Origin of the sequence: Agilicoccus flavus, assembly GCF_014857905.1 — a bacterium.
In the GTDB taxonomy this organism is placed as follows: domain Bacteria; phylum Actinomycetota; class Actinomycetes; order Actinomycetales; family Dermatophilaceae; genus Agilicoccus; species Agilicoccus flavus.
This window is the reverse complement of record NZ_JACYXE010000006.1, coordinates 22,749-43,305: the sequence shown is the minus strand read 5'-3', so window position 1 is coordinate 43,305 and position 20,557 is coordinate 22,749. Positions and strand designations below refer to the sequence as shown.

Genomic DNA, 20,557 nt, shown 5'->3' with positions numbered 1-20,557 from the left:
TCAGCCGCGCCGGTCCGACAGGGAACGCACGACGGCGTCCCGCCCGGTGTCGCGGCCCGGCCCGCCCGCATCGGGGCCCCGCCGGGCCCGCGAGCTCGGGACCGGCGGAGGCTCGGAGAGCACGTGCGCGCCGTGGGCGGGCCCGCAGGCGCGCTTGACCGAGCGAGCCGTGCCGGAGGCCGTGAGCGCGACGGCGAGGTCGAGCGCCCCCTCGGCGCCGTCGACGAGGAAGGCGATCGTCGGGCCCGAGCCGGAGACGAGCCCGCCGAGGGCCCCGTACTCGCGCCCGGACTCGAGGACGTCGGCGAGGTCGGGTTGCAGCGACAGGGCCGCCTCCTGGAGGTCGTTGGACAGCGCGCGGCCCAGCTCGCGGGGATCGCCGGAGCGCAGGGCCGCCATCATCGCCGGGCTCGGGGTGGGCGCCTCGACCTCGTCGCCCGCCGCCCCGCGCAGCCGGTCGCACTCGGCGTAGACGGCGGGGGTCGACAGGCCGGTGTCGCGGAACACGAGGACCCAGTGGTAGCGACCGCGCCCGAGGACGGGGGCGATGCGCTCCCCACGCCCCGACCCGATCGCGGTGCCGCCCGTGAGGGCGAAGTTGACGTCGCTGCCGAGCTGCGCGGCGAGCCCGTGCAGCGTCGACGGCTCGCTGCCGAGGCGCCACAGGTGGTCGCACGCCACCAGGGTGGCGGCGGCATCGGCGGACCCGCCGGCCAGACCGGCCGCGACGGGGATCTCCTTGGCGATGTCGACGTGGACCCGCCCGGGCACGCCGGCGTGCTCGGCGAGCAGCCGCGCGGCCCGTACGGCGAGGTTGTCGTCGGTGGACGGCACGAGGTCGGCGTACGGGCCGCTGACCTCGACCGAGAAGTCGTCGGCCGGGGTGACCGTCACGTCGTCGTAGAGGGTGACGGCGTGGAAGACGGTGGACAGGGCGTGGTAGCCGTCGTCGCGGCGCGGGCCGACGGCCAGTTCGAGGTTGATCTTGGCCGGCACCCGGACCGTCACGGATCCGACGGACGTCGACGCGAGGCTCATGTCCTCACCCTAGGGTGGCGGGCCTCCCGGGCGATCCGGGTGAACGCGGCGATGTCGAGCTGCTCGCCCCGGGTGCGGGGGTCGATCCCGGCCGCGCGGAGGATCTCCTCGGCGGCCGGGGCGCCGCCGGCCCACCCGGCGAGCGCCGCGCGGAGGGTCTTGCGCCGCTGCGCGAAGGCCGCGTCGACGCACGCGAAGACCTCCTCGCGGGGGACGTCGTGCGCGGGGGGCTCGCGGCGGTCGAGCCGCACGAGGCCGGAGTCGACGTTGGGCACCGGCCAGAAGACGGCGCGCGGCACGGTCCCGGCGAGGCGCACGTCGGCGTACCAGGCGGCCTTGAGGCTGGGGACGCCGAAGGTCTTGCTGCCGGGGCGGGCGGCGAGCCGCTCGGCGACCTCGAGCTGCACCATGACGAGGACCCGCTCGATGCTCGGGAACCGGGCGAGGAACGTGAGCAGGACGGGCACGGAGACGTTGTACGGCAGGTTGGCCACGAGCGTGGTCGGCGCCGGGCCGGGCAGCTCGGTGACGGTCAGGGCGTCGGCCTGCACGATCCGCAGGCGCCCGAGCGCGTCGGGCGCGAGCTGCGCGGCCGTGCCCGGGAGCGCGGCGGCGAGCACCGGGTCGACCTCGACGGCCGTGACGTCGGCCCCGGTCTCGAGGAGCGCGAGCGTGAGGGAGCCCAGGCCCGGGCCGACCTCGACGACGGCGTCACCGGGGCCGACGTCGGCGAGCCGCACGATGCGACGGACGGTGTTCGCGTCGTGGACGAAGTTCTGGCCCCACTGCTTGGTCGGCCGCACACCGTGCTCGTCGGCCAGCTCCCGGATGCGCGCGGCACCGAGGAGCTCGGCCGGCCGGCCCGCCGGCCCGGATCCGCCGCCGGCCCCCTCGCTCACCACGGTCCGTACAGCCGTTCGCCGTTCTCGGAGAGGGCGGCGCACAGGGTGGGCACGGCGACGTTGAGCACCTCGGCCATCGCGCGCACGGTCAGGGGCACGAGATACGGGGCGTTGTCGGCGCCGCGGTGCGGACTGGGCGTGAGGTACGGCGCGTCGGTCTCGACCTGCAACAGCTCGAGGGGGACGACCGACAACGCGTCGCGCAGCGCGCGGGAGTTCTTGAAGGTCACGGTGCCCGAGAACGACATCGTGTACCCGCGGGCGACGCACTCGCGGGCCATGGCCATGTCACCTGAGAAGCAGTGCAGCACGGTGCGATCGGGCGCGCCCTCCTCGGTGAGGATGCGCAGGACGTCGTCGTGGGCGTCGCGGTCGTGGATCTGCAGGGCGAGGCCGGTGCGCTTGGCGAGGTCGATGTGGCGGCGGAACGACTCGTGCTGCGCGGCGACCCCGTCGGGCCCGGTGCGGTAGTAGTCGAGCCCGGTCTCGCCGACGACGCGGACCCGCGGGTGGGCCGCGAGTTCCTCGATCTCGGCGAACGCGGCGTCGAAGGTGCCGTCCGCGACGTGCGCGGGGGCCTCGTTGGGGTGCAGGGCGACGCCGCCGAGCACGCGCGGGTGCGCGTTGACCAGCCGCACGGTCTCGCGGGCGCTCGGCAGCTCGCAGCCGATCTGGACGACCCGGTCGACGCCGACGGCGGCCGCCTGCGCGAGCACGTCGGCGACGTCGGGGGCCGGCGCGTCGCCCCGGCCCAGCCCCAGGTGGCAGTGGTCGTCGACGACGGGCAGCGGCAACCGGTCGGGCGCGGGCGGGGCCTCCCGGTGCCCGGGGCGATCGCCGCCGCTCACCCGTCCTCCCCCGCGGCGGTGTCGCCCGAGCCGTCGGGGCGGGCGGCGTACCGCGCGAGCTCCTCCTCGACGACGGACGGGTCGAGCTTGACGAAGATCGGGGACGGCTTGGCGACGGGCGTCTCGACGACGACGGGCACCCGTTCCCACCGCGGGGTGGCCGAGTAGTCGCCCGTGAGGATCGGGTACGTGCGCAGCTCCGCGTCGGCGACGCTCGGGTCGGCGGGGGCGTCCTCGACCGGGCCGAGGTCGGTCACGTGCTCGATCCGCGGCATGGGCATGAACTCGCCCTCGCCGCCGAACGTGGCCCAGACCCGGTTCGAGCTGTGCGGCAGGAACGGCGCGAGGACCCGGTTGAGGTCGAGGACGCACTGGGCGAGCACGTGCAGCACGGTGCCGAGCCGCTCCCGCTCGTCGTCGCCCTTGAGCTTGAACGGCGCGGTGTCGGTGACGTACTTATTCACCTCGCCAACGACGCGCATCGCCTCGCCGACGGCGGCCCGCTGCCGGTGCCGCCCGATGAGGTCGCCGACGGTGTCGAAGGCGCCGGCCACCGTGTCGAGGATCCTGCGGTCGATGTCGTGCAGCTCACCCGCCGCCGGCACCTCGCCGAAGTTCTTCGCGATCATGCTCGCGGTCCGGTTGACGAGGTTGCCCCAGCCGGCGACGAGCTCGGAGTTCGTCCGCTGGACGAACTCGGCCCACGTGAAGTCGCTGTCCTGCGTCTCGGGACCGGCCGCGCAGATGTAGTAGCGCAGGGCGTCGGCCTGGTAGCGGGCGAGCATGTCGCCGACGTAGATGACGACGCCGCGGCTCGAGGAGAACTGCTTGCCCTCCATCGTCATGAACTCGCTCGCGACGACCTCGGTGGGCAGGTCGAGCTCGCCGAAGACGCCCGGGGTGCCGCCGAGCGCGCCGCGGCCCGCGTAGGCGAGCAGCTCGGCGGGCCAGATCTGGGAGTGGAAGGTGACGTTGTCCTTGCCCTGGAAGTAGTAGCTGACCGCCTCGGGGTCGTTCCACCACTCCCGCCACCGCTGGTCGTCGCCGATCCGGCGCGCCCACTCGATGCTCGCCGACAGGTAGCCGATGACGGCGTCGAACCACACGTACAGCCGCTTGGTGGGCTGGTCGCGCCACCCGTCGAGCGGGATCGGGATGCCCCAGTCGATGTCGCGGGTCATGGCGCGGGGGCGCATCTCCTTGACGATGCCCTGGCTGAACCGGATGACGTTGGTGCGCCACAGGCCGGTGGCCTCGCGGTCGTCGAGGAACGCCTGCAGCGCGTCCGCGAGCGCGGGCAGGTCGAGGAAGAAGTGCTGCGTCTGCACGAACTCGGGCGTCTCGCCGTTGATCTTGCTGCGCGGCTCGACGAGGTCGGTCGGGTCGAGCTGGTTGCCGCAGTTGTCGCACTGGTCACCGCGCGCATCGGGGAACCCGCAGATGGGGCAGGTGCCCTCGATGTAGCGATCGGGCAGGGTGCGTCCGGTGCTCGGGCTGATCGCGCCGCTCGTCGTCCGCTCGACCATGTACCCGTTGGCGTGGCAGACGCGGAAGAGCTCCTGCACGACCGAGTAGTGGTTGACGGTCGTCGTGCGCGTGAACAGGTCGTAGGACAGGCCGAGGTCGTGCAGGTCCTGGACGATGACGGCGTTGTTCTTGTCCGCGAGCGCCCGGGCGCTCACCCCCTCCTTGTCGGCGGCGACGAGGATCGGGGTGCCGTGCTCGTCGGTGCCGCTGACCATGAGCACGTCGTGGCCCGCCATCCGCATGTACCGGCTGAAGACGTCGGAGGGGACGCCGAAACCGGCGACGTGGCCGATGTGGCGGGGGCCGTTGGCGTACGGCCAGGCGACGGCGGAGAGGACCTTGCTCATGGTGTCCGAGTCTAGGTGGAGCCACCGACGAGCTCCGAGCGGGTTTTGGGGGTCGGGAGGACGAGACGGATGCCGGGTGCGTGTGGCGCCGCACGCGCCCGGGCCCGACGCGGACCCCGGGTCGCGGGAAGGATGACGGAAGGCGCGGCAGAATCGTCGACACCTGCCCCCTGCCCACCCCGACGGCCGCACGACGGAGGATCTCGACGACCTCGACACCGCCACTTCTCGCCGACGCGGGAGCTCGCGCCCGGTCGCGCGACCCAGATCTGGATCGCCGACGTCGACGCGCAGGAGCTGTCCCTCGTCCACACCGACGACGACCTCCTGCTCGAGGCGCCGAACTGGACCCCCGACGGCGCCGCGCTCGTCCTCAACGGCGACGGCGCCGCCTGGCGCCTCGAGCTCGCGACGTCGGCGCTGAGCCGGATCCCCATCGAGGTGCCGCCCCTCAACAACGACCACGTCATCCACCCCGACGGCGACACGCTGCTCCTCTCGGCGATGGACGGGCACCTCTATCGCGTCGCCCTCGGCGGGGGCCCGGCGCAGCGCCTCACGCACGACGACGCGCGGGCGCACTTCCTGCACGGCGTCTCACCCGACGGCACCACGCTCGCCTGCGTCGAGATCGCGGACCGGGACTTCGCCGACCCTGGGCGGCTCGCCCTCATGGACATCGACGGCGGGAACCGTCGCCTCCTGCACACCGGCGACGGGCACGTCGACGGCCCGGAGTTCGACCCGAGCGGGGAGTGGATCTACCTCAACACCGAGGCCTTCACCCGCGAGCCCGGGCACGCCCAGCTGGCCCGGATCAGGCCGGACGGCACCGGTTTCGAGCGGCTCCTGGACACGCCCCGAGTCGACCGGTTCCCGCACGTGTCCCCCGACGGCCGCCGCGCCACCTACCTCAGCTTCCCGGCGGGAACCCTCGGCCATCCGGCGGACCTCGCCGTCGAGATCCGCGCCGTCGACCTCGGCGCCTGGGACGAGCCGCTCCTGCACATCGCCCTGTCCGGGGGCCAGGGCTCGCTCAACGTCGACAGTTGGGCACCCGACGGGCGACGCTTCGCCTTCGTCGCCTACCCCTCCGCGGGCGAGGAGGGCGCTCGGGTCGTCGCCCGTCGTTGAGGCCGCCCGGCGCGACGGGTGTGCTCAGGCGTGCGCCGGGAAGGAGGCGACCGGCGCGGGGGCGGCGTGCGCCTCCTCGGCGTCGGCGTTCGCCGCGGCGAGACGCACCGACTCGTCGCGGTGCGGCGCGAGCGCGAGCCACGTGTGGTTGAAGACGAGGTTGAGCACGAACGCGCTGACCGCGGCGAGCACCACTCCGTCCGAGAGGATCGTCGTCGACCAGGACGGGAACCGGTCGAACATCCCGGGCGAGAACTTCGGCAGCAGCCCGAGGCCGACCGAAACGGCGACGATCGTCGCGTTCGTCGAGTCGGCGAGTCCGGCCCGGCGCAGCGTCTGGATGCCGACGACGGCGATGGTGCCGAAGAGCATGAGCGCGGCGCCCCCGATGACCGGCCCGGGCAGGGCGGCGACGACCGCGCCCATCTTGGGGATGAGACCAAGGACGACGAGGAGGACGCCGGCCAGGGCCGTGACGTAACGGCTGTGCACCCGCGTCGTGCGCACCGCGCCGACGTTCTGGTTGAACACGGTGTCGTAGAAGGAGTTCATGATCCCGCCGAGGACACCCGAGAGGCCGTCGGCGGCGAGGGCGCGGGCGATGTCGCCGCGGGTCAGCCGCTTGCCGGTGATCTCGGAGAGGGCCATGAGGCTCGCGAGCGTCTCCGCGAAGATCACCGTCATGACGATGCCGCAGGAGATGACCCCGGCGATGGGGAACGTGGGCGCGCCGAAGTGGAACGGGCGGACGACGCCGAACCAGTGCGCGCCCCCGACCCGGCCGAAGTCGAGCAGGCCCATCGGCCAGGCGACGAGGACGCCCGCAGCGATGGCGACGAGCAGCCCGGCCTGGGACCAGAACCCGCGGCCGAGCGTGACGAAGGCGAGGGCGACGACCAGGACGAGCGCGGCGAGCCCGATGCGGCCCATGTCGCCGTACGTGGGGGCCGTCCGCACCGACCCGACGATGAGTCCGCCCGCCACGGAGACGAGCGAGACCCCGACGACGACGAGGACCGTGCCGGTGACGAGCGGCGGGAAGTAGCGGATGATCCGCGCGAACGGGTAGGCGAGCGCCATGCCGATGAGGCCGCCGGCGAGCATGCAGCCCCACACGGCGGGCAGTCCGTGTTCGTGGGCGATCGCGATCAACGGCGCGACCTGGACGAACGTCGCCCCGCCGATGATCGGCAACCGGGCCCCGAGCACGGAGCGCACGCCGAGGCTCTGGACGACGGTGATGATGCCGGCGATGAGGAGGTCGGCGTTGATGAGCATCGCGATCGTCGCCTGGTCGAGGCCGAGGGCCGCGCCGAACGCGAGCGGGACGGCCACGCTCCCGGCGTACATGATGAGCAGGTGCTGGACCCCGAAGGTCGCCGTGGCACCGGGTGACAGACGTTCGTCGACCCGATGGGTCGCGGCGGCGGAGTGTGTCATGAGGTCAGTGGACATCCGGCTCGTATCGCCCGCGTTCGGCCGGCGTTGCGCCCCGGTTTCGATCCCCTCACGAGGCGTCGGCGACCACGCCGGCGCGGACGCATCACCCACATTCGGTGGTCGGCGCCGCCGCTGATGCGGTAGGACGGACAAGGCGTGGGGGACCGCTCGCGGCAACGAGGCCGCGGCCAGTCCGCTCACCGGAAGGACCGATCGATGCCCGTGTCCCGACGACAGTTCGTGCTGGGCGCCACCGCGGTGGCCGCCCTCCCGCTCGGCGCCTGCTCGCGGCGCGACGCCGCCGCCGTCGGCCCGGAAGGCCTGCCCAACCAGCTCGTCTGGTCGACGTACAACGTGGGCACCGGCACGTACAACGACCTCGCCGCCGTGGCGACGACGCTGACCGGCCGGCACGGCGTGCAGGTGCGGCTCATGACGTCCGACACGGGGATCGGGCGCCTGGCCCCCCCTCGTCAACGGCACCGCCGACTACGCCCGCGCGGGGGACGAGTACTACTACGCGTTCGAGGGCGCCGACGAGTTCGCCTCACCGCAGTGGGGGCCGCAGCCGGTCCGGCTCGTGTGGACGCCGCCCGGCAACTACGGGGTGCTCGTGCGGCGCGACAGCGGCATCGAGAAGGTCGCCGACCTCAAGGGCCGGGCGTACCCGAACCTCACGGCGAGCACGTCGATGAACCGCAAGCTGGAGGCGATCCTCAACTACGGCGGGCTGACCGGGGCCGACGTCACCAAGGTCCCGGTCTCGTACGGCGAGCAGATCGCCGCGCTCAAGGCCGGGCGCATCGAGGCGATGTACCAGAACGTCGTGGGCTCGAACGTCGAGGAGCTCGCCTCCCAGTACCCGGTGCGCTGGCTCGACCTGGGCGGCGGCGACCCGCGCCGCTACGCGACGTGGGAGACGCTCGCGCCGATGGTGCGCCCCGGCGAGTTCTCCGGCGCCGCCGGGATGTCGCCCGGCGAGAAGGCGGTCAACATGCAGTACACGATCCCGCTCACGGCGCGCGCCGACACCCCCGCGGCGCAGGTCCTCGCGCTGTGCCGAGCGCTCCAGGCGGACTTCCCCCACTTCCGCGCCGCGACCCCGGACGCCAAGCGCTTCGACCCGAAGGCGCTGCTCATGGAGCCGCTCGTCGTGCCGTTCGACGACGGCGCCGTCACCTACCTGCGCGAGATCGGCCGGTGGACGCCGGCGCTGCAGCGGCGCAACGCCGCGCTCGTCGACCGCGAGCGCCGCATGGCCCAGGGCTGGCCGGGCGTCCGCGACGGCAACCCGCCGGAGCAGCTCGGCACCGCGTGGGCGGCGTGGAAGAAGACCAACCTGCCGCCGCTGCCGGAGACGACCTCGACGGGAGCGCGCGCATGAACGCCACCGCGGCCGCCCTGGGCGAGACCACCACCGATGCCTCCGACCCCGCCGAGACCGGCAGGCCGCCGCGGGTCACGCGCGGCTGGACGATCGTCGTCGTCCTCACCGCGCTCGGCGTGCTGCTGACGATGAGTCAGATGTTCTTCTGGAACGTGAGCGGGCTGGCCGTCCTCAGCAACGCGTTCCTCTACCTGCTCCTCGCGTGCTTCCTCCCGGTGCTCTTCCTCACGTTCCCGGCGCGCGGCTCCGGCCCGACGCAGGACGAGGGGTCGGCGGCCCCGATCGCCTGGTACGACGTCGCGCTCGGCCTGCTGACGATCGTCGTGTGCGTCTACTTCGCATGGAACGGCGTGACCCTCAAGGAGTTCGGCTGGGAGTTCATGGCGCCGATGCCGGCGACCGTCGCCGCCTTCGCGCTGTGGGGCATCGTCCTCGAGGCGCTGCGCCGGGCCGCGGGCCTGATCGTCACATCGCCGCGGTGTTCTCGCTGTACCCGCTCTTCGCGGCCGACCTGCCGTTCGCCTTCCTCCAGGGCATCACCTACGACGTGCAGACCCTGGCGCAGGTGCACGCGATGGGCTCCGAGAGCATCCTCGGCCTGCCGATGCAGACCGCCGGCACGATCCTCATCGGGTTCCTGCTGTTCGGGGTCGTCCTGCAGCACACCGGGGGCGCCGACTTCTTCTACCGCCTGTCGATGGCCGTGTTCGGCCGGTTCCGGGGCGGCTCCGCCAAGGTCGCCATCGCCTCGTCGGCGTCGATGGGCATGATGTCGGGCTCGGCCGTCTCGAACGTGCTGACGACCGGCCCGATGACGATCCCCGCGATGAAGCGCGAGGGCTTCTCCCCCACCGTCGCGGGCGGGGTCGAGGCGACCGCCTCGGCGGGCGGCTCGATCACGCCGCCGATCATGGGCACGGCCGCCTTCCTCATGGTCGCCTTCGTCGGGGTGCCGTACACGCAGATCCTCGTGGCGGCGACGATCCCCGCGATCCTCTACTTCCTCGGCATCTATCTGCAGATCGACGGGTACGCGGCGCGTCGGGGCCTGCACGGCGCGCGCCGCGAGGACCTGCCGACCTTCGGGCGCGAGCTCGTGCGGGGCTGGCCGTACATCGTGGCCCCCGTCCTGCTCACGGGCCTGCTGTTCGTCACCCGGTCGGAGACGCAGGCGCCGTTCTGGGTCGTCGGGTTCCTCCTCGTCGTCGCGACGGTGCTGCCGGGGATCCGCTTCGGCCGCCGCGAGATCCGCGAGCTGGCGGTCGACGCCGGGCGCACGCTCAGCCAGATCGTCGGCATCATCGCGGGGGTCGGGCTCATCCTCGGCGGGCTGACGGCCACCGGCGTGAGCCTCTCGCTGGCCCGCGACATGGTGGCGCTCGTGGGCGACAACGTCGTCCTCATGCTCATCGCGGGGGCCGCGGCCTGCTTCGTCCTCGGGATGGGGATGACGATCTCCGCCGCCTACGTCTTCCTCGCCATCGTCATGGTGCCCGCGGTCGTCGCGCTCGGCATCGACCCCATCGCCGCGCACCTCTTCGTCATCTACTGGGCGTCGGTCTCCTACATCACGCCGCCGGTCGGCCTCGCCGGCTTTGCGGCCGCGGGCATCGCCAAGGCGCCGGCGATGGCGACGTGCTTCGCCGCGATGCGGCTCGGGGCGGTCAAGTACGTCGTCCCGTTCGGCTTCGCGCTCAACCCGGCCCTCGTCGCGCAGGCCCCGCTGCCCCAGGTGCTGCTCGCGTTCGCGCTCAGCCTCGTCGCGGTCTACGCGATCGCCGGGGCCATCGAGGGGTGGGTCGTCGGCGTCGACGGGCAGATGCCGATCCCGGTCCGGGCCGTCCTCGGCGTGGCCGGCTTCGTCCTGTTCCTGCCGCCCGGGTGGCTCACCGCGATCGGCCTGGCCGCGGTGGCCGCCTGCGTCGTCGCCGGACGGTTCCTGCGGCGCACCACCTCCCGAAAGGACGCCTCGTGACCCCGACCTCCCACGAACCACCCGTCGCAGCCGTGACCGGCCTGGAGACCGATGCCGACTTCGTCGGCCTCGACGAGCAGCTCGACGAACGCGAGCTGGCCGTCCGTGACGCGGTGCGCCGGTTCGGCCGCGACCAGGTGTTGCCGATCATCGACGAGCACTGGGAGGCGGCGAGCTTTCCGTGGGAGCTGCTCCCCGGGCTCGCCGAGCTGGGCATCATCGGCACCGTCATCCGCGGCCACGGCTGCCCCGGCCTGAGCCGGAAGGCGGCCGGCGTGGTCGGCCGGGAACTCGCCCGCGCCGACGGCAGCATCAACACGTTCCTCGGCGTCCACTCGGGGCTGTCGATGGGCTCGATCGACCTGCTCGGCGACGACGACCAGAAGCAGCGGTGGCTGCCGCCGATGGCGCGGCTGGCGAAGACGGGGGCCTTCGTGCTCACCGAACCCGACCACGGCTCCGACTCGGTGTCGCTCGAGACGTCGGCGCGCCGCGACGGCGACCACTGGGTGCTCGACGGCCACAAGCGGTGGATCGGCAACGGCGACACTGCGGACGTCGTCGTCGTCTTCGCGCGCAACGCGCAGGACGGGGAGGTCAACGCGTTCGTCGTCGAGAAGGACGAGGACGGCGCCCACCCCGCCGGGTACCGGCCGGAGGTCATCACCGGCAAGATCGGCAAGCGGGCGATCCGCCAGTCCGACATCGTGCTCGACGGGGTGCGGGTGCCCGATTCGGCCCGCCTGCGCCGATGCGCGTCGTTCGACGACGTCAACCGGGTGCTCGCCGCGACGCGGGGCGGGGCCGCCTGGGAGGCGGTCGGGCACGCGATGGCCTGCTACGAGATCGCCGCCGACTACGCCCGCCGTCGGGAGCAGTTCGGCCGGCCCATCGGCGGGTTCCAGCTCGTGCAGTCGAGGCTGGCGAACATGCTCGCCGAGCTGACGGCGATGCAGCTGCTCGTCTACCGGATGGCCGACCTCGCCGAGCGCGGGGAGCTGAGCGTCGCCCAGGCCTCGCTGGTCAAGATGACCGCCGCCCAGAGGGCCACGTGGATCTGCCGCGAGGCGCGGGACCTGCTCGGCGGCAACGGGCTGCTCCTGAGCCACCACGTGGCCCGGCACATGACCGACATGGAGGTCGTCGCCACCTACGAGGGCACCGACTCCGTCCAGGCGCTCATCGTCGGCCGCGACATCACGGGGATGTCGGCGTTCACGTGAGGGGCCTCGCGGCGGTCGGACCGAGACCCGGTCAGACCGAGACCGTCGTGAGGGCCGCGATCCGGGCGACGGCGAACGCGTACCCCTGCACCCCGCACCCGACGATGATCCCGGAGGCGATCGAGGACAGGTAGGAGTGGTGCCGGAACTCCTCGCGGGCGTGGACGTTGCTGATGTGCACCTCGATGATCGGCCCCTCGACCGTCTCGAGGGCGTCGCGCAGGGCGACGGACGTGTGCGTCCACGCCCCGGCGTTGACGATGAACCCGACCGCGCTCGTGCGCAGCTCGTGGACGGCGTCGATGATGACGCCCTCGTGGTTGGACTGACGGGCGTCGACGGTGAGGCCGAAGCGCTCGGCCTCCCGCGCGCACAGCGCCTCGACATCGGCGAGGGTGTCGCGGCCGTACACCTCCGGCTTGCGGACGCCGAGGAGGTTGAGGTTCGGTCCGTTGAGGACGGCGATCGTGCCGGCCATGGTCGCTCCTAGCGGTCGGCGGGAGGGTCGCGGCCAGGGTATCGAGGTCGGACCCGGGGGTGCGACGCCGGCGCGATGACGACCGGATCGGACGACGCGCAGCCCCGGCCCTGACGCCCCGGGAGGCGGCCGTGGTGGTCGCGATGATCGACACGGGCCGGAGCGACGACGCCGTCCGGGCGCAGGACCGGGCCCGGTGGCGCGCGCGCCGACTCGCCGGGATCGCGGTCGGATGCACGCATGGGGCGGTGTCCGGTCGCGTCGATACGTGGATATCAGCTCATTCTTTTGCAGCCGGCCGACACCACCATTCACGACGGTGACGCACCGCTCCGGGTCATATCTCGCCCCCTTTTCCGAGCGGGGTGACGTTTCTCCTTGTTCGTCATCCGCGGCCGGTCCCGAGACTTCCGGAGGCGCGGGTGGTTCAGATCCCCGGAAAGGCCTTTCGCCCCGTTTCGACGCATCGAGATCACGAGACGTGCTGTGGTCAATGCGGCGACGCGCCGTCGGACGGGCGACGCGAGCCCGCGCGCCGAACATCGCCGTGGCCTCCCACGTCGAGCGGCGGGCGACGTGCCCCGTGATCGTCGCGTTCCGCGACGAGGGCCGCGGGTCGCCGGTTGTGCGGGCCTGAACGCGCGTGGCCGGTCGTCGGCGTCGCCCGACCCCTGTCGACAGGTGATCCCTCGCCCCATGTCTCAGAACCCGTCCTGGACGACCTCTCCGACGGTGCCATCGACCGTGGCACGAGCGCCTGGTTTCTCGCCGTCCGACCGGCCCCGAACCACACCCGAACAGTGCGCCGTGACCGAACACCGTCTGAACAGCGCCGGGGCCTGACCCTTCGCGGGGAGGCGGGTCCGGCAAGCGCCTCGCCTCCGGCGCCGTGACACCCGAGGTCTGCCACTGAACCCGCCATGTCCCTTTCTGGCCACGGGCAGCCTCGCCATAGCCGTGGTCGGCGTTCGCGGCCTTCGATCCTCCCGTCTTTCCTCTCCGCCTCTCGAATCAGAAGTCCGGGACGCATGTCCACGTCGTCACCCGGGTCACGCCTGGATGACGCGAACACCGCTCCACAATGCCGCTCGAATTGGCCCATCATTGTGCCTGGAATGGTAGACTCGGATCATTCACCAGCCGCACCGTGACGCGACGAAACGGAGGTCATGTCATGTCCGAACCGACGTTGACGACGACATTCGTCGAGCCCTCTACGAGCGCACTCGAGGTGCAATTGCGCACCACTCTCCTGGCGTGCCTGATCATGTCGGCCGTGCCGCCGGAGCGCGGGGCGGCCATCCCCGGCACGGACGTGTTGGGGGTGGACGTCGACCGGCTGCGCGGCCTCCTGGACCGTGAGGAGCGGCCCGCGCCCGGTGGGGCCACCGCCGGTCCGGCCGAGTCTCGGCAGGACTGCGACGAGCGCAGCGAGTCGGGCGGCGCCGGTCCCACGGTCGAGCCCCGATCGGACTCCGACGAGCGGGGCGGCTGCGGTCCTCGCGGGGACGCCGACGGGTGGTACGCCGAACTGCGCGAGCTGGACGCGACCTCGGCGCGGATCGAGTTGCGCCGCGCGGAGGTCCTGGGCCGGCTCATCGCGACGCAGACCGCGGCGGACCTCGCGGGCGAGCCCGAGGCGGGTCCGGCGCGGCGGCGGGAGGTCGCGGCGCAGGCGCGGTCGGCGGTCGTGGATTCCGCGGTCGCGTCGTGCGGTGGGCGGCGGGGGCCGTGGCTGGGCCGCGCCGGCCTCGCCCAAGCGGCACCGACGGTGGCCGAGCCGCTGCGCGCGGCCGTGACAGCCGGGGAGCTGACCTTCGAGCAGGCCTGCACCGTCGTCGAGGAAGTCGACGCCCTCGAGGTGCCGACCGACGTCCGAGCCGTGATCGCCGCGGCCGTGGCCGCGTATGCGGCGCGGCGGCGGGCACGCACGGGCGCCCCGGCGGGGCAGCGGGAGTTCCGCGCCTGCCTGCGCCGGCAGACGATCCGGCATGCGAGCAGCCGCACCCGACGCTCGGCCGCCGCGGCCCGGCGGGCCGTGTGGATCCGCACCGAGGACGACGGCGCCGCCTCCCTCGGCATCCGCGGCGGCGACGCCCGCTGCGCCGGCGCCTACCGCCGCATCGACGCCATCGCCCGCGCCCTGCGCGGCGGCGGCGACCGGCGCACCCTCGACGAACTGCGCTCCGACATCGCCCTCGACCTGCTCCTGTTCGGTCGACCCGCCCCCGACGCCCCCACCAGCACCGACCACCCCGACCACCCGGCCGCCGGCTGGCCCACCGCTGTGGTGGACGTCGTCATCTCCGCCGCCGCCCTGCTCGGCGCGACCGACGAACCCGGCCTCGTCGAGGGGATCCCCGTCGCCGCCGAGACCATCCGCGCCCTCGCCCACGGCCGCGACGCCCGCTGGCGGCGCATCGTCACCGACCCCGCCACCGGCTACGCGATGAACGCCGCCGTCAACACCTACCGGGCGCCCGCCGACATGGCCCGCGTCGTCCGCGCCCGCGACGGTCGCTGCCGCGCCCCCGGCTGCGACCGACCCGCCCACACCACCGACCTCGACCACGTGAACGAACGCCGCGACGGCGGTGTCACCAGCGCCGACAACCTGCAGAGCCTCTGCCGACGGCACCACTCCAAGAAGACCCGCCACCACTGGGCCGCCACCCTCACCCCCGACGGCACCGTCGCATGGCGACTCCCCGACGGACGCACCTACACGACCTACCCGTACGACTACACCGACATCGGCGTCGACGCCCCCGTCCCTGTCGACGTCCCCGCTTCACGGAAGGCGCCAGAGCCGGCGCCGACGACCGCGGCCGAAGGTGACGTCGACGCGGACGAGTCCCGCGACCCGCTCGACACGTGGCTCCACGGCCGCGAGGCGTACCTGCGCGACGAGATCACCGCCCTCCGCGCCGCCCTCGCCGACGAACGCACCGCCCACGCGGCCTCGCGCCGGGCGGTCGAGGACGACCGCCGCGGACACCCGCCGTTCTGAGGACGGCCCGCCGGGCACCTGCGTCAACCGCGCGACAAGCCCAGTGCCACGCCGACGACCACGATCAAGGATCCGGTGGTGGCGGCGCACGCGAGGGCGCGACAGCCACGCCCGCACCTGGTCGACGGCGAGGATGACGACCGCGAACCGAAGCATCCCCTCGACGCTGTGCACCGCCTCCTGACGCGGCTCCCGCAGGGGTGCTCTGCTGGTACACCCCTGGACCGGCCCTGGTCCCCGTCCCACCGATGCGGTCCACTGGAGTGGCTCCACGCTGATACCCGCCGCCCCGCCCCGCCTCACTCCGCCCCGCCCCGCCACGCCCCGAGAAGGATCCGATGACCGACCACGCGACCCCCACCCCGGGCGCCCCCACCGACGGCTCCCCCACCCCGGGCTCCCCCACGCTGCGCGCCGAGGGGACCGCCCCGGTGGCCCTCTCGATGGTCGTGCTCGCCACCGTCACGCTCGTCAGCTCCATCGCCCCCCTCGCCACCGACATGTACGTGCCCGCGTTCCCGCACGTCGGCCGGGACCTGGCGGCGAGCGCGACGCAGGTGCAGCTCACCCTGACGACGTTCTTCGTCGGCATGGCCCTCGGCCAGCTCGTCGGCGGGCCCGTCTCCGACGCCCGGGGCCGGCGCCGCCCGCTGCTCGTCTCGCTCGTCGTCCTGACCGTCGCCTCGATCGTCTGCGCGTTCAGCCCGTCGATCGGCCTGATGATGGCGGCGCGCTTCGTCCAGGGGCTCAGCGGCGGGTCGGCCATGGTGACCGCGCGATCGGTCGTCGTCGACCTCGCCCACGGCGCCGGCCTCGTCCGCAGCCTCAACCTCATCCACGGCGTCGGCGGCATCGCCCCGATCGTCGGCCCCCTGCTCGGCGGGATCATCCTCCAGTTCACCCACTGGCGCGTGTCGTTCTGGGTGGTCGCCGCCCTCGCCGGCGCCATGATCGCCGCGGTCGCCGTCGGCGTCCCGGAGTCGCTGCCGCCGGAGCGCCGCCACCGCGGCGAGCTCGGCCAGCTGCTCGGCGCCGCCGGCACCGTCCTGCGCCACCGCGGGTTCGCCGGCTACCTCGTCGTCATGGCCTTCTCGATGGGCGTGACGTTCGCGTACGTCGCGACGTCCGCGTTCATCCTCCAGTTGATGAACGGCGTCAGCCCGATCATGTACTCCGTCGACTTCGCCGCCAACGCCGTGGGCCTCACCCTCGCCACGCTGTTCGCGGCGCGGCTCGCGGGGCGGGTCCCCACCCGGAAGGTCATCGGAGTTGGGCTCGCCCTCACCGGCGCCGCCGGGCTGCTCCTGCTCGTGGGGGCGGTGTGGTTCGACACGCCCCTCGCCGTCGCGCTCGTCGCGTTCTTCGTGCTCATGAGCGCCCAGGGCTTCATCGGCCCCAACGCCGGCGCCCTCGCCTCCACCCAGGTGCCCGATCACCCCGGCACGGGGTCGGCCGTCCTCGGCTTCCTCCAGTGGTGCATGGCCGGGGTCGTCGCCCCGCTCGCCGGTCTCGGCGGCGAGCGGACGGCCGTCCCCATGGCGGTCATCATCGTCGTCCTCGTCGCCGTCTCGGCCCTCGCGATGCGCATCGCCCGGCCCGCCCCCTGACGGGGCGGACCGGGCGAGGCGTGAAAGGGGCCGAGCCGGGCTCAGTGAAGCATCGAGCGGCGCAGGTCCTTGTTGAGCGTCGAGATGACGTCGAGCGGGATGTCCTTCGGGCAGGCCGCCGAGCACTCACCGATGTTCGTGCAGCCGCCGAACCCGTCGGCGTCGTGCTCGGCCACCATGGCCTGCACGCGCGTCCACCGCTCCGGCTGACCCTGTGGGAGCTCCGCCAGGTGGGTGATCTTCGCGCCGACGAAGAGCATGCCCGAGGCGTTGGGGCACGCGGCCACGCACGCGCCGCAGCCGATGCAGGTGGCGACGTCGAACGCGCGGTCGGCCCGCTTCTTCTCGACCGGCACCGCGTGCGCCTCGGGGGCCGAACCCGTGTTCGCCGAGATGAACCCGCCCGCCGCGATGATGCGGTCGAACGCGGTCCGGTCCACGACGAGGTCGCGGATGACCGGGAACGCGTCGGCCCGCCACGGCTCGATGGTGATCGTCTCGCCGTCGGCGAAGCTGCGCATGTGCAGCTGGCACGTCGTCGTGTTGGCCTCGCCGTCGCGCCCGCCGGTGTTGCCGTGCGGGCGGCCGTTGATGACGAGACCGCACATGCCGCAGATGCCCTCGCGGCAGTCGCTGTCGAAGGCGACCGGCTCGACACCGCGCTCGTTGAGGTCCTCGTTGAGGACGTCGAGCATCTCAAGGAACGACATGTCCTCGCTGATGTCGTCGAGGTCGTAGTCGACGAGCTTGCCCTGCGCGGCGGGGCCGTCCTGGCGCCAGATCCTGACCTTGATTCTCACTTGTAGCTCCGCTGCTTCAGCTCGATGAACTCGTACACGAGGTCTTCCTTGTGCAGGATCGGCGCCTCGTCGTCGCCGTCGAAGGCCCAGGCCGCGACGTAGGCGAAGTCGTCGTCGTGCCGCAACGCCTCGCCGTCCTCGGTCTGGCTCTCGGCCCGGAAGTGCCCGCCGCAGGACTCGCGACGGTGCAGGGCGTCGATGCACATGAGCTCGCCCAGCTCGATAAAGTCGGCCACGCGGCCGGCCTTCTCGAGCGACTGGTTGAGCTGGTCGTTGGTGCCGAGCACGCGCACGTTGGTCCAGAACTCGGCCTTGAGGGCCCGGATCTGCTCGATCGCGTACTTGAGGCCCTCCTCCGTGCGCTCCATGCCGCAGTACTCCCACATGATCTGGCCGAGCTCCTTGTGGAAGGAGTCGACCGAGCGGGTGCCCTGGCAGGAGAGGAACGTGTCGATGCGGCTGCGCACCGATTCCTGCGCCTCCACGACCGCCGGGTGATCCGGGGCGACCTTGGGGTACGGCCCGCTCGCGAGGTAGTCGCGTATCGTGTTCGGCAGCACGAAGTAGCCGTCGGAGAGGCCCTGCATGAGCGCCGACGCGCCCAGGCGGTTCGCGCCGTGGTCGGAGAAGTTGGCCTCGCCCGCCACGAACAGGCCCGGGATCGTCGACTGGAGGTCGTAGTCGACCCAGAGGCCACCCATCGTGTAGTGCACCGCGGGGTAGATGCGCATCGGCACCTCGTACGGGTTCTCGCCCGTGATCCGCTGGTACATGTCGAAGAGGTTGCCGTACTTCGTGCGCACGGCGTCCTCGCCCATACGGCCGATCGCGTCGGCGAAGTCGAGGTAGACGCCGCGGCGGCCCTGGCCCTCGACCTCGGGGCCGACGCCGCGGCCCTCGTCGCACATGTTCTTGGCCTGGCGGGAGGCGATGTCGCGCGGCACGAGGTTGCCGAAGCCCGGGTAGATGCGCTCCAGGTAGTAGTCGCGGTCCTCCTCGGGGATCTGCCGCGGGTCCTTGTCGCAGTCCTCCTTGCGCTTCGGCACCCAGATGCGGCCGTCGTTGCGCAGGGACTCGCTCATGAGGGTGAGCTTGGACTGCTTGTCGCCGTGCACCGGGATGCACGTCGGGTGGATCTGCGTGTAGCAGGGGTTCGCGAAGTAGGCGCCCTTGCGGTAGGCGCGCCACGTGGCGGTGACGTTGCAGCCCATCGCGTTCGTCGAGAGGAAGAAGACGTTGCCGTACCCGCCGGAGGCGAGGACGACCGCGTCGGCCATGTGCGTCTCGATCTCGCCGGTGACCATGTCGCGGGCGATGATGCCGCGCGCCCGGCCGTCGACGACGATGAGCTCGACCATCTCGTGGCGGGCGAACATCTGGACCGTGCCGGCCCCGACCTGGCGCTCGAGGGCCTGGTAGGCGCCGATGAGGAGCTGCTGACCGGTCTGGCCGCGGGCGTAGAACGTGCGGGACACCTGCACGCCGCCGAAGCTGCGGTTGTCGAGCAGGCCGCCGTACTCGCGGGCGAAGGGCACGCCCTGGGCGACGCACTGGTCGATGATGTTCGCGCTCACCTCGGCGAGGCGGTAGACGTTCGTCTCGCGCGAGCGGTAGTCGCCGCCCTTGACGGTGTCGTAGAAGAGACGGAAGACGGAGTCGCCGTCCTCCTTGTAGTTCTTGGCGGCGTTGATCCCGCCCTGCGCGGCGATCGAGTGGGCGCGACGCGGGCTGTCCTGGTAGCAGAACGACTTGACGTTGTAGCCGGCCTCGCCGAGGGTCGCCGCCGCCGCGCCGCCGGCGAGGCCGGTGCCGACGATGATGACGTCGAGCTTGCGGCGGTTCGCCGGGTTGACGAGCTTGGCGGCGAACTTGCGCTCGTTCCACTTCTTGTCGATCGGGCCGGCGGGCGCCTTGGAGTCGAAGAGGGGCTCGCCCTCGCGGTAGACGCCGTGGACCAGGCCGGAGACGGACCCGGAATCGGAGTCGGGTCCGGTGGACGGGGCGGCCGTGTCGGGGTACGTGGTGGTGTCGGTCATGTGAATGAGCCCCTTACTTGATCGCGCCGAACAGGATGCCGAGCGGCGGGATGAGGAATCCGCCGGCCACGACGACGGCGAGGACGATGCCCGCCGCGTTCGCGGTCCTGCGCGCCCGCGCCGTGGAGGTGTAGCCGAGCGTCTGGCAGGCGCTCCACACGCCGTGCCGCAGGTGCATCGCCAGCGCGATGAGCGCCACGACGTAGATGAGGGTCAACCACCACACGCCGAACGCGGCGACCACCCGGGCGGCCGGCGAGGAGAACTCGCCGCCGACGTTGATCTGCAGCCAGGTGAACTGGAACAGGTGGAAGACGACGAACGCGAGCAGCGCGACCCCGCCCCACCGCATCCACCGCGAGGACACCGTGGCCGCGGCCGCGGAGCGCACGGCGTACTTGTGCGAACGCGCCTCGCCGGCGCCCTTCCACAGGGTGAAGGCCGAGTAGACGTGCGCCACCAGCGCCAGCAGCAGCAGGATCCGGAAGATCCACAGGGCGCCCCCGTACGGCAGCATCGGCTCGCCGAGGATGCGCAGGTGGTGGGCGTACTCGTCGAAGGCGGCGCGCCCCGAGAGGATCTTGAGGTTGCCGTACATGTGCAGCAGTACGTACAGGACGAAGAAGAGCCCTGACACCGCCATCATCAGCTTCAGACCGATGGTCGAATGCATCGGTGAGATCGGCTTCTTCTTCTGCAATGTCGTCGTAGCCACGAGGGAATTGTGCCCTGTTCTGCGCGGGGGAGGTGGGGTTGAGCGCTCACTGTGACCGGATGGTCATCCGGCCGGGTACGCGGTGAGGCC

The 20,557-nt window shown here is 72.5% G+C and carries 14 protein-coding genes and 1 pseudogene; 6 read left to right on the top strand and 9 right to left on the bottom strand.

The features are described from left to right. Genes ICW24_RS10175 through metG form a run of 4 tightly spaced genes read right to left on the bottom strand, consistent with a single transcriptional unit; the run spans nucleotide 1 to nucleotide 4,662 of the window. Nucleotides 1–1,038, bottom strand: a complete 1,038-nt coding sequence (locus tag ICW24_RS10175) for a 4-(cytidine 5'-diphospho)-2-C-methyl-D-erythritol kinase (RefSeq protein WP_226345611.1) — start codon at nucleotides 1,036–1,038, stop codon at nucleotides 1–3. Further along, complete coding sequence (rsmA, locus tag ICW24_RS10170) at nucleotides 1,035–1,940, bottom strand: 16S rRNA (adenine(1518)-N(6)/adenine(1519)-N(6))-dimethyltransferase RsmA (protein WP_372360572.1); 906 nt, start codon at nucleotides 1,938–1,940, stop codon at nucleotides 1,035–1,037. The genes ICW24_RS10175 and rsmA overlap by 4 nt, the downstream gene beginning before the upstream one ends. Further along, a complete protein-coding gene (locus ICW24_RS10165; RefSeq protein WP_226345609.1) occupies nucleotides 1,934–2,788 on the bottom strand; it encodes a TatD family hydrolase in 855 nt (284 codons plus the stop codon). Before ICW24_RS10165 ends, rsmA begins: the two co-directional genes overlap by 7 nt. Continuing rightward, on the bottom strand, nucleotides 2,785–4,662 hold the full coding sequence (metG, locus tag ICW24_RS10160) for a methionine--tRNA ligase (RefSeq protein ID WP_226345608.1): 1,878 nt from the start codon (nucleotides 4,660–4,662) through the stop codon (nucleotides 2,785–2,787). Before metG ends, ICW24_RS10165 begins: the two co-directional genes overlap by 4 nt. Before the next feature lie 132 nt (nucleotides 4,663–4,794). Here metG and ICW24_RS10155 point away from each other — a divergent pair, with 132 nt between their 5' ends. Continuing rightward, a complete protein-coding gene (locus tag ICW24_RS10155; RefSeq protein WP_226345607.1) occupies nucleotides 4,795–5,796 on the top strand; it encodes a TolB family protein in 1,002 nt (333 codons plus the stop codon). Between the two features lie 24 nt (nucleotides 5,797–5,820). On the opposite strand, the gene ICW24_RS10150 is transcribed toward ICW24_RS10155, so the two are convergent. Beyond that, nucleotides 5,821–7,236: a nucleobase:cation symporter-2 family protein gene (locus ICW24_RS10150; protein WP_226345606.1), complete on the bottom strand. Its 1,416-nt coding sequence runs from the start codon at nucleotides 7,234–7,236 to the stop codon at nucleotides 5,821–5,823. 526 nt (nucleotides 7,237–7,762) lie between these two features. On the opposite strand from ICW24_RS10150, the pseudogene ICW24_RS10145 reads away from it, so the two are divergent. The 3 genes and pseudogenes from ICW24_RS10145 to ICW24_RS10135 all read left to right on the top strand — a co-directional run. After that, a pseudogene (locus ICW24_RS10145) lies at nucleotides 7,763–8,620 on the top strand (TAXI family TRAP transporter solute-binding subunit); the annotation flags it as partial. A gap of 481 nt (nucleotides 8,621–9,101) precedes the next feature. Continuing rightward, on the top strand, nucleotides 9,102–10,598 hold the full coding sequence (locus ICW24_RS10140; RefSeq protein WP_307781326.1) for a TRAP transporter permease: 1,497 nt from the start codon (nucleotides 9,102–9,104) through the stop codon (nucleotides 10,596–10,598). Beyond that, nucleotides 10,595–11,821 (top strand): acyl-CoA dehydrogenase family protein, encoded by a 1,227-nt coding sequence (locus ICW24_RS10135; RefSeq protein WP_226345605.1) that lies wholly within the window; start codon nucleotides 10,595–10,597, stop codon nucleotides 11,819–11,821. Before ICW24_RS10140 ends, ICW24_RS10135 begins: the two co-directional genes overlap by 4 nt. Nucleotides 11,822–11,852: 31 nt before the next feature. Here ICW24_RS10135 and aroQ read toward each other — a convergent pair whose 3' ends face one another. Then, on the bottom strand, nucleotides 11,853–12,299 hold the full coding sequence (gene aroQ / locus ICW24_RS10130) for a type II 3-dehydroquinate dehydratase (protein WP_226345604.1): 447 nt from the start codon (nucleotides 12,297–12,299) through the stop codon (nucleotides 11,853–11,855). Between the two features lie 1,174 nt (nucleotides 12,300–13,473). Between aroQ and ICW24_RS10125 the strand changes: the two genes are divergently transcribed. Both ICW24_RS10125 and ICW24_RS10120 read left to right on the top strand, forming a co-directional pair. Then, on the top strand, nucleotides 13,474–15,309 hold the full coding sequence (locus ICW24_RS10125; RefSeq protein WP_226345603.1) for an HNH endonuclease signature motif containing protein: 1,836 nt from the start codon (nucleotides 13,474–13,476) through the stop codon (nucleotides 15,307–15,309). Between the two features lie 338 nt (nucleotides 15,310–15,647). Next, the gene (locus ICW24_RS10120; RefSeq protein ID WP_226345602.1) at nucleotides 15,648–16,916 is read left to right on the top strand and encodes a multidrug effflux MFS transporter; all 1,269 of its coding nucleotides are present in this window, start codon (nucleotides 15,648–15,650) and stop codon (nucleotides 16,914–16,916) included. Between the two features lie 41 nt (nucleotides 16,917–16,957). On the opposite strand, the gene ICW24_RS10115 is transcribed toward ICW24_RS10120, so the two are convergent. Genes ICW24_RS10115 through ICW24_RS10105 form a run of 3 tightly spaced genes read right to left on the bottom strand, consistent with a single transcriptional unit; the run spans nucleotide 16,958 to nucleotide 20,467 of the window. Next, on the bottom strand, nucleotides 16,958–17,716 hold the full coding sequence (locus ICW24_RS10115; protein ID WP_226345601.1) for a succinate dehydrogenase/fumarate reductase iron-sulfur subunit: 759 nt from the start codon (nucleotides 17,714–17,716) through the stop codon (nucleotides 16,958–16,960). Continuing rightward, on the bottom strand, nucleotides 17,713–19,752 hold the full coding sequence (locus ICW24_RS10110) for a fumarate reductase/succinate dehydrogenase flavoprotein subunit (RefSeq protein ID WP_226345600.1): 2,040 nt from the start codon (nucleotides 19,750–19,752) through the stop codon (nucleotides 17,713–17,715). Before ICW24_RS10110 ends, ICW24_RS10115 begins: the two co-directional genes overlap by 4 nt. Nucleotides 19,753–19,765: 13 nt before the next feature. Next, a complete protein-coding gene (locus ICW24_RS10105; RefSeq protein ID WP_372360571.1) occupies nucleotides 19,766–20,467 on the bottom strand; it encodes a succinate dehydrogenase cytochrome b subunit in 702 nt (233 codons plus the stop codon). Nucleotides 20,468–20,557 lie beyond the last annotated feature (90 nt).